Origin of the sequence: Pseudomonas pudica (assembly GCF_015680405.1) — a bacterium.
GTDB lineage: Bacteria > Pseudomonadota > Gammaproteobacteria > Pseudomonadales > Pseudomonadaceae > Aquipseudomonas > Aquipseudomonas pudica.
This window is the reverse complement of record NZ_JADLJS010000012.1, coordinates 112,888-122,115: the sequence shown is the minus strand read 5'-3', so window position 1 is coordinate 122,115 and position 9,228 is coordinate 112,888. Positions and strand designations below refer to the sequence as shown.

The following is a 9,228-nucleotide window of genomic DNA, read 5'->3' as shown; positions in this document are numbered from 1 at the left end:
CCCACAGGTACAGCACAGGATTCAAGAGCTGTGAGTACCTGTGGGAGCTGGCTTGCCGGCGATAGCGGCCCGTCAGGCTGTCGGTGCTGTTGCCACCATCGAAGGCCGCTTGGCCACCTCGGCATACCACGCCGCCAAGCCAGGCTGGTGTTCACGCCAGCCAAACTCGGGCTGGCGCAAATCCAGATACCCCAGCGCACAGGCCACGCCGATCGCTGCCAGGTCGAACCCGGACATCAACTCGGGCAAATGCTCCTGCTCCAGATTGGCCAGGCTACGGCGGATCTTGTCGCCCTGTGCCTGCAGCCAACCCTCCCAGCGCTTGTCTTCAGGGCGCAGGAAGGTCTCATAGCGGCTCGACACCGCCGCATCCATGATGGCATCGGCCTGCGACACCAGCGTCATGCGCCGCCAACGCGCCGAGCCTTCACGCGGCAGCAGCGGCAGGCCGACGTGCTGCAGGTCGAGGTACTCGCAGATCACCCGGCTGTCATGCAGCACGGTGCCGTCTTCCAGGCGCAGGGCCGGGATCTTGCCGATCGGGTTATCCTGGTTGAGCTGTAGGTCGCCGCTGACCGGGCTGATATTCACCGGCTGCAGCTGCACGCGCTCAAGCTGGCCGGTCTCGTGCAACACCACCATGACCTTGCGCACGAAAGGCGACAACGGCGAGTGGAACAAAGTCATCGTGCTCATGCTTCAGTTACCCTGCAGGCTCGGTGGCAGGCACACGCCGGTACCGCCGATACCGCAGTAGCCGTCCGGGTTCTTGGCCAGGTACTGCTGGTGGTAGGCCTCGGCGAAGTACACGGTCGGTGCCTGGTCGATTTCAGTGGTGATCTCACCGAAGCCGGCCTTGCTCAGTTCGGCCTGGAAGGCGTCGCGGCTGGCCTTGGCCTGTTCCAGCTGTTCAGGGCTGGTGCAGTAGATGGCCGAGCGGTACTGGGTACCGATGTCGTTGCCCTGGCGCATGCCCTGGGTCGGGTTGTGCAGTTCCCAGAACATCGCCAGCAGCTCGCGGTAGCTGACCCTGTCCTTGTCGAACACCACCAGCACCACTTCGGTGTGGCCGGTCAGGCCCGAGCACACTTCTTCATAGGTAGGGTTGGGGGTGAAGCCGCCAGCGTAGCCGACCACTGTGCTGACCACGCCTTCACGCTGCCAGAAGCGGCGCTCGGCGCCCCAGAAGCAGCCCAGGCCGAAGATGGCGAAGTCGATGGCGCCTTCGAAGAACGGGCCGAGCAGCGGCGTGTCTTTGAACACGTAGTGGAACTCGGGCAGCTTCATTGGCGTTTCGCGGCCAGGCAGGGCCTGCTCCGCGGTTGGCATGACATTTTTGTTCACCAGGATTTCCGAACGCAGGACCATGGCGGTTCCTCTGTGTTTATTCAGTTGGATAGGTGGTGGAGCCATCGACGGCAAGCCAGCTCCCACATGGATACCAAGGTTTTGGGATATGAGCGGTCCCTGTGGGAGCTGGCTTGCCGGCGATAGGGCCCTGATGGTTTCTATAGTGCCCGAGGTTTGCGCGGCTGTCAGGCCAGAGGACCGCGCGGGTAACGCTTCAGCCGTTCAGCCAGCTCGCGCCCCGGAATCGGCCGGTCGAACAGGTAGCCCTGGCCCACGTCGCAGCGGTGCCGGCGCAGGAACGCCAGCTGCTCCGGCGTCTCGATACCCTCGGCCACCACCTTCAGCTTGAGGTTGTGAGCCATGGCCACCACCGCCGAGGTGATTTCCATGTCGTCCTGGTTGTCCGGGATCTCGTTGATGAAGCTGCGGTCGATCTTGAGGATGTCGATCGGAAATTTCTTCAGGTAGCTCAGCGACGAATAACCGGTGCCGAAATCGTCCATGGCCAGGGTCAGGCCCAGTGCCTTCAGCTCATCCAGCTGGCGGTGGGTGTCTTCGGTGGCCTCCAGCAGCAGGCCTTCGGTCAGCTCAAGCTCCAGCAGGTGCGGGGGCAGGGCTTCTTCCTCGAGGATGGTGCTGATCGACGCCACCAGGTCCGGGTCGGAGAACTGCTTTGGCGACAGGTTGATGGCCACATGCAGGTTGCCCATGCCGGCCTGGCGCAGTTGCTGGCTCATGCGGCACGATTGGCGCACCACCCATTTGCCGATGGGGATGATCAGGCCGGTTTCTTCCGCCACGCTGATGAACTGGTCCGGGCGGATCATGCCGCGCTCGGGGTGGTTCCAGCGCAGCAGTGCTTCCAGCCCCAGCAGGCGGCCGCTGCGCAGGCACAGCTTGGGCTGGTAGAACACCTCCAGTTCGTTCTGGGTCAGGGCGCGACGCAGGTTGTTCTCGACGAACAGCTTGTAGCTGGCTTCGGCATTGAGCACTTCGGTAAACACCTGCACCTGGTGCTTGCCGTTGGCCTTGGCCTTGTGCAACGCCAGGCCGGCGTTCTTCATCAGGCTGGCCGGGTCGGCACCATGAAGTGGCGCACAGGCCAGGCCCACCGAGGCGGTGACGTTGATCAACTGGTTGTCGACGAACATCGGCTTGTCGAGGGTGCGCAGCAATTGCTGAGCCACGCCCTGGCCATCTTCCAGGCTGGTGTCGTCGAGCAGTACGGCGAACTCGTTACTGGCAAAGCGCGCCAGGATACCGCCGGCGTGCAGGCTGTTGCGCAGGCGCCGGGCCAGGCTGATCAGCAGCTTGTCGCCGGTCTGGTGGCCGAGGCTGTCGTTGATGCGCTTGAAGTTGTCGATATCCACCAGCAGCAGGCACATCGAGTATTCGCCATCACGGGCAAAGCGCTCGTCCAGGCTGCGGATGAACGCCGGGCGGTTGCCCAGGTTGGTCAGGTTGTCGGTGTAGGCCAGGCGCTCGATGCGCTGCTGGGCCAGCTTGGTCTGGGTGACGTCTTCGTAGATGCCGATGTAGTGAGTCAGCTCACGGTTATCGCCGTATACCTTGGAAATCGACAGCTGGCCCCAGTAGGGCTCGAGGTTCTTGCGCCGGCTCTTGAACTCGCCCTGCCAGCTGTTGCCCATGGCCAGGCTCGACGGCGAGTCGAACAGCAGCTCGCTCAGGTTTTCCAGCGCCGGCAGCTCGCCCAGGTGGCGGCCTTGCACTTCCTCGGTGCTGTACTGGGTGATGGCGGTAAAGCTGGGGTTGACGTACTCCACCACACCGTCGCGGTTGACCAGCAGGAAGGCGCTGGCGCTTTGCTCGACCGCACGCTGGAACAGGTGCAGGGCGCTGGCGGCGGTGCGCCGGTTGTGGTTGGTGATGACTTGGGCGAACTGGTCGGCCAGTTCGCCGGCAAAGGCGATTTCGTCCGACTGCCAAGCCCGTGTCTGGCCGGTCTGTTCCAGGCACAGCACGCCGACTACCTGGCCATCGACACGGATACTGGCATCGAGCATGGCCTTGTTTTCCGGGCACATGCTTTGCGCCAGGGCGCGGGTGCGCGGGTCGTGGCCGGCATTGTGGGCGTCGATGGCGCGGCTGGCGTGCAGCGCGTCGAGGTAATCGGGGAAGTGGCTGGCATCGATTGCTTCGGGCTGGCGGTGCTCTTGCGCATCCCGGTACCAGGCGATGATGGGCTCCAGGCGCTGGTCTTCCAGGTGCCAGATGCTGGCGCTGTCCACCTTGTAGATCTCGCAGGCGCTCTGGGTTATCAGCTGGGCGGCTTCCCGCAGCGAGTTCCCGGCGCTATAGCGCTGGCGGGCCAGGCGCAGAATCAGGTCCTGCTGCCCGCGTACCCGTTCCAGGTGCTCGAGTTGTTCCTGCTGCGCCCGCTGGTTCAGTTGCAGGGCCAATTGCAGGCGGTTGTTGCGCGATTCCAGGTCGCTGGCACCGGCCTCGCCAGTATCTTCGGCCTGGTCGTCGAGCACGCTCAGGTAGCCGCGCAACAGGTGGCGGTTGTGCTGCTTGTAGGCTTCCCCAGCCTCCAGCAGGCGTAGCGATGCAGTTGGCGTGTGCAAGGTGTAGCGCACGCGGTAGTAGCCGCGCTGGGCCAGTTGCAGCTGGATCTCGTCGTGCAGCCGATAGCGGGCTTCGGGTTCCATCAGGCTGGCATAGGGTGCGTCTACCAGAGCGCACAGGTCGCCGGCGTGCAGGCCGAACTGGCGCTCGCAGGCCGGGTCGAGGTAGAGCATGGTCCAGCTGGCTTCGTTGAGCCTTTCGAAACGCAGCATGCCGAGCCGCGAGGGCACGGGTAACTGCGTGACGACCTCGGCCGCCACACGGCTGGCGGCATCGGGTTGGCTTTTCATCGAAGACTCGCTTGAAGAGGGAACGCGGCCTTGGGGGCGGCAGGTCTGGCAAGGTTGCATCATGTCCCGGGGGCTGGCAAGCAGCCATGCGTGATGCTGTGGACGGGTTATCGGCTGGTGGGTGGGAATCTGTAGTCTGGCTGATATTTCCGGGGCCGCTTTGCGGCCTGTGGGAGCGGGTTTATCGAGGCGTCGAATCGCCGCGAACAATCCAACACAGTACATGGCACCGGCTGCGCCGGTGTTCGCGGGTGAACCCGCTCCCACAGAGGGTGCAGCCCGCCCGGAAAATCCGGGTAAAAAAAAGCCCCGCCAATCGACGGGGTTGAGGTACGAGCGTGGCAGCTCGAAAAGGGTACTGCCCCTCGCGGGGAGGGGCAGCGGGCTGCCTTACAGCAGCATGGTGCGGATATCGCCCAGCACGTCGCCCAGGCGCTTGGTGAAGCGCGCGGCGGCAGCGCCGTTGATCACACGGTGATCGTAGGACAGCGACAGCGGCAGCATCAGCTTCGGCTGGAAGGCCTTGCCATCCCAGACCGGCTGCATGGTCGCCTTGGAGACGCCCAGGATAGCCACTTCCGGCGCGTTGACGATCGGCGTGAAGCCAGTGCCGCCAATGTGGCCGAGGCTGGAGATGGTGAAGCAGGCGCCTTGCATCTCGTCGGCCGACAGCTTCTTGGTGCGGGCCTTTTCGGCCAGCGCAGCCGCTTCGGCAGCCAGTTGCAGCAGGCTCTTCTGGTCGACGTTCTTGATCACAGGGACCAGCAGGCCGTCCGGGGTGTCCACGGCAAAGCCGATGTGCACGTACTTCTTGCGGATGATGGCCTTGCCGCTTGGCGCCAGCGAGCTGTTGAAGTCCGGCAGTTCCTTGAGCAGGAAGGCGCAGGCCTTGAGCAGCAGTGGCAGTACGGTCAGCTTCACGCCAGCTTTCTCGGCCACGGCCTTCTGCGCAACGCGGAAGGCCTCCAGCTCGGTGATGTCGGCGGAGTCGAACTGCGTCACGTGCGGCACGTTCAGCCAGCTGCGGTGCAGGTTGGCAGCACCGACCTGCATCAGGCGGGTCAGGGCGACTTCTTCCACTTCACCAAACTTGCTGAAGTCCACGGCAGGGATCGGTGGGATGCCTGCGCCACCGGTTGCGCCAGCGGCTGCCGGTGCTTCCTTGGCCTTCTGCATCATCGCCTTGACGTAGACCTGCACGTCTTCTTTCAGGATGCGGCCGTGCGGACCGGTCGCGGCAACCGCGCCCAGGTCGACGCCAAATTCCCGGGCCAGCTGACGAACCGCCGGGCCTGCGTGAACCTTGGCGTTGCTGCCGGCAGCCGGTGCGGTAGCAACCGGTGCAGGGGCAGCAGCCGGGGCTGCAGCGGCAGGTGCGGCGGCCGGAGCCGCCTCAGCCTTGGCCGGGGCAGCAGCAGCGGCAGGTGCAGGAGCTGCAGCCGGGGCAGCGCCCGCGACTTTCAGCTTGAAGATCAGGTCGCCAGTGCCGACTTCGTCTTCCAGCTTGCACAGGACCTCTTCGACCACGCCGGCAGCCGGCGACGGGATTTCCATGGAGGCCTTGTCGGACTCCAGGGTAATCAGCGACTGGTCGGCTTCGACGGTGTCGCCGACCTTGACCAGCACTTCGATGATCTTGGCCTTGCCCGACGAGCCGATGTCCGGCACGTGGATGTCCTGCACGCTGGCGGCAGCCGGGGCTGCTGCCGGAGCAGGGGCCGGGGCGGCTTCGGCGGCCGGAGCCGGCGCAGCAGCCTGGGCCGGTGCTGCGGCCGGGGCCTCAGGGGCCGCAGCAGCGGCGCCCTCGGCTTCCAGAACCAGCAGCTCGTCGCCTTCTTTCAGGCGGTCGCCCAGCTTGACCTTCAGTTCCTTGATGACGCCGGCTTTCGGGGCCGGGATCTCCATGGAGGCCTTGTCGGACTCCAGGGTCAGCAGGCTCTGGTCAGCCTCGATACGATCACCGACCTTGACGAACAGCTCGATGATTTCACCTTCACCGCTGCCGATGTCAGGTACGCGAATGAGTTCGCTCACTTAAAAATACTCCTCAGCAGTCCAGTGGGTTGCGCTTGTCCGGGTCGATACCGAACTTGACGATAGCGTCTGCAACAACCTTTGGTTCGATCTCGCCGCGGTCAGCCAGGGCTTCCAGGGCAGCCAGCACCACGAAGTGGCGGTCGACTTCGAAGAAGTGACGCAGTTTCTTGCGGCTGTCGCTGCGACCGTAACCGTCGGTACCCAGGACCTTGAACTCTTTGCTCGGTACCCACTGGCGAATCTGCTCGGCGAACAGCTTCATGTAGTCGGTGGAGGCGATGACCGGGCCCTTGCGACCGTTCAGGCACTGCTCGACGTAGGTCTGCTGTGGCTTCTGGCCAGGCTTCAGGCGGTTGGCGCGTTCCACGGCCAGGCCGTCGCGACGCAGTTCGTTGAAGCTGGTTACGCTCCACACGTCGGCACCGACGTTGAACTCTTCACGCAGTATCTTCGCTGCTTCGCGGACTTCGCGCAGGATGGTGCCGGAGCCCATCAGCTGTACGTGGTGCGCGGCTTCGCGGGTGTCTTCTTCCAGCAGGTACATGCCCTTGATGATGCCTTCCTCGACACCGGCCGGCATGGCTGGCTGCTGGTAGGATTCGTTCATCACGGTGATGTAGTAGAAGATGTCCTGTTGCTCTTCGGTCATCTTCTTCATGCCGTCCTGGATGATCACCGCCAGCTCGTAGCCGTAGGTCGGATCGTAGGTGCGGCAGTTCGGGATGGTGCCCGCCATCATGTGGCTGTGACCGTCTTCGTGCTGCAGGCCTTCACCGTTCAGGGTGGTACGGCCGGCAGTACCGCCGATCAGGAAGCCACGGGTGCGGCTGTCGCCAGCAGCCCAGGCCAGGTCGCCAATACGCTGGAAGCCGAACATCGAGTAGAAGATGTAGAACGGCAGCATCGGCTGGTTGTGGCAGCTGTACGAGGTACCGGCAGCGATGAACGACGACATGGCGCCGGCTTCGTTGATGCCTTCCTCGAGGATCTGGCCCTTCTTGTCTTCGCGGTAGAACATCACCTGGTCTTTATCGACTGGCTCGTAGAGCTGGCCGACCGACGAGTAGATGCCCAGCTGGCGGAACATGCCTTCCATACCGAAGGTACGAGCTTCGTCCGGGATGATCGGAACGATGCGCTGGCCGATTTCCTTGTCCTTGACCAGCTGCGCCAGAATACGCACGAAGGCCATGGTGGTGGAGATTTCGCGGTCGCCCGAGCCGTCCAGGATCGCTTTCAGCGTTTCCAGTGGCGGGGTCGGTACGCTGAAGCTCTTGGCGCGGCGCTGTGGCACGAAACCGCCCAGGGCAGCACGGCGTTCGGCCAGGTACTTGGCTTCGGCAGAACCTTCTTCCGGCTTGAAGAACGGCAGGTTCTCCAGATCGGCATCCTTGACCGGGATGTCGAAGCGGTCACGGAAGTGACGCAGGCTGTCGACGTCGACCTTCTTGGTGTTGTGCGCGGTGTTCTTGGCTTCGCCGGCACCGGTACCGTAACCCTTGATGGTCTTGGCCAGGATGACGGTAGGCTGGTCCTTGTGGTTGACCGCCTGGTGGTACGCCGCGTAGACCTTGTACGGGTCGTGGCCGCCACGGTTGAGCTTCCAGATCTCTTCGTCGGACAGGTCTTCGACCATGGCCTTGAGCTCTGGGGTGTTGAAGAAGTTCTCACGAACGTACGCGCCGTCTTTGGCTTTGTAGTTCTGGTACTCGCCGTCGATGACTTCGTCCATGCGGCGCTGCAGGGCACCGTTGGTGTCCTTGGCGAACAGTGGGTCCCAGAAACGGCCCCAGACAACCTTGTTGACGTTCCAGCCACCGCCACGGAACACGCCTTCGAGTTCCTGGATGATCTTGCCGTTGCCGCGAACCGGGCCGTCGAGGCGCTGCAGGTTGCAGTTGATGACGAAGATCAGGTTGTCCAGCTTCTCGCGGCCGGCCAGGGCGATTGCACCCAGGGATTCCGGCTCGTCGCACTCGCCGTCGCCCATGAAGCACCAGACCTTCTGCTTGCCGGCCGGGATGAAGCCGCGGGCTTCCAGGTACTTCATGAAGCGTGCCTGGTAGATGGCCTGGATCGGGCCCAGACCCATCGAAACGGTCGGGAACTGCCAGAAGTCAGGCATCAGCCATGGGTGTGGGTACGAAGACAGGCCGTTGCCGTCCACTTCCTGACGGAAGTTGTTCATCTGGTCTTCGCTGATGCGGCCTTCCATGAACGCACGGGCATAGACGCCTGGCGAAGCGTGGCCCTGGAAGAAGATCAGGTCGCCGCCGTGTTCTTCGGTCGGAGCCTGGAAGAAGTAGTTGAAGCCGATGTCGTACAGGGTGGCGCTGGAGGCGAAGCTGGAGATGTGTCCGCCCAGGTCCGAGTCTTTCAGGTTGGTACGCATGACCATGGCCAGGGCGTTCCAACGCACCATCGAGCGAATGCGGCGTTCCATGAACAGGTCGCCAGGCATGCGTGCTTCGTGGGTGACAGGGATGGTGTTGCGGTATGGCGTGGTGATCGCATACGGCAGCTGGGAGCCACTACGGGTGGCCAGCTCGCCCATACGGGTCATCAGGTAATGAGCGCGGTCTTCGCCTTCTTTGTCGAGGACCGACTCCAGGGCATCCAGCCATTCCTGGGTTTCGATTGGATCGAGGTCTTGCATGGCTTGCTCCAGGGCGGAAAGGCAACCAGAATCGATTGCCTGAAGTTGCGACTGGCCTTATGGGCAGACGTCGTGAATTCTTGGATTACCGGGGTGTCCTCCGGCGCCGTGTAGTTTTACTACATTTGCTTTCGCATTTCATGCTTTTACACGACACGAGTAGTAGTAAAACTACATTTGTGCGACGTTTCGTCGCATGCTGGCTTGTGAGGAAAAACGTTCATGTTGGTTGGCATTGTGTCGCGAGCGGGTAATTCTTGATGTTTGGTGCCAATTTTACGTTTTTTTCAGCTATTTCCAACTTTTGTA

Annotated in this window: 5 protein-coding genes; all 5 read right to left on the bottom strand. The window is 63.0% G+C overall.

The features are described 5' to 3' along the window. Positions 1–72 precede the first annotated feature (72 nt). Positions 73–696, bottom strand: a complete 624-nt coding sequence (locus tag IRZ77_RS11725; RefSeq protein WP_046614469.1) for a glutathione S-transferase — start codon at positions 694–696, stop codon at positions 73–75. 3 nt (positions 697–699) lie between these two features. Next, positions 700–1,368 carry a peptide-methionine (S)-S-oxide reductase MsrA gene (gene msrA, locus IRZ77_RS11720; protein WP_046614468.1) on the bottom strand — a complete coding sequence of 223 codons (669 nt, stop codon included), beginning with the start codon at positions 1,366–1,368 and terminating at the stop codon, positions 700–702. Positions 1,369–1,535: 167 nt separating this feature from the next. Beyond that, the gene (locus tag IRZ77_RS11715; RefSeq protein ID WP_046614467.1) at positions 1,536–4,226 is read right to left on the bottom strand and encodes a putative bifunctional diguanylate cyclase/phosphodiesterase; all 2,691 of its coding nucleotides are present in this window, start codon (positions 4,224–4,226) and stop codon (positions 1,536–1,538) included. Between the two features lie 390 nt (positions 4,227–4,616). After that, entirely contained in the window at positions 4,617–6,260 is a 1,644-nt protein-coding gene (gene aceF, locus IRZ77_RS11710) for a dihydrolipoyllysine-residue acetyltransferase (protein ID WP_046614466.1), read from the bottom strand. 13 nt (positions 6,261–6,273) lie between these two features. After that, entirely contained in the window at positions 6,274–8,919 is a 2,646-nt protein-coding gene (aceE, locus tag IRZ77_RS11705) for a pyruvate dehydrogenase (acetyl-transferring), homodimeric type (protein ID WP_046614465.1), read from the bottom strand. Positions 8,920–9,228 lie beyond the last annotated feature (309 nt).

Coding starts and splice junctions, on each gene's coding strand:
- aceE (WP_046614465.1), bottom strand. CDS start 8,919: ATGCAAGACCTCGATCCAATCGAAACCCAGGAATGGCTGGATGCCCTG.
- IRZ77_RS11725 (WP_046614469.1), bottom strand. CDS start 696: ATGAGCACGATGACTTTGTTCCACTCGCCGTTGTCGCCTTTCGTGCGC.
- IRZ77_RS11715 (WP_046614467.1), bottom strand. CDS start 4,226: ATGAAAAGCCAACCCGATGCCGCCAGCCGTGTGGCGGCCGAGGTCGTC.
- msrA (WP_046614468.1), bottom strand. CDS start 1,368: ATGGTCCTGCGTTCGGAAATCCTGGTGAACAAAAATGTCATGCCAACC.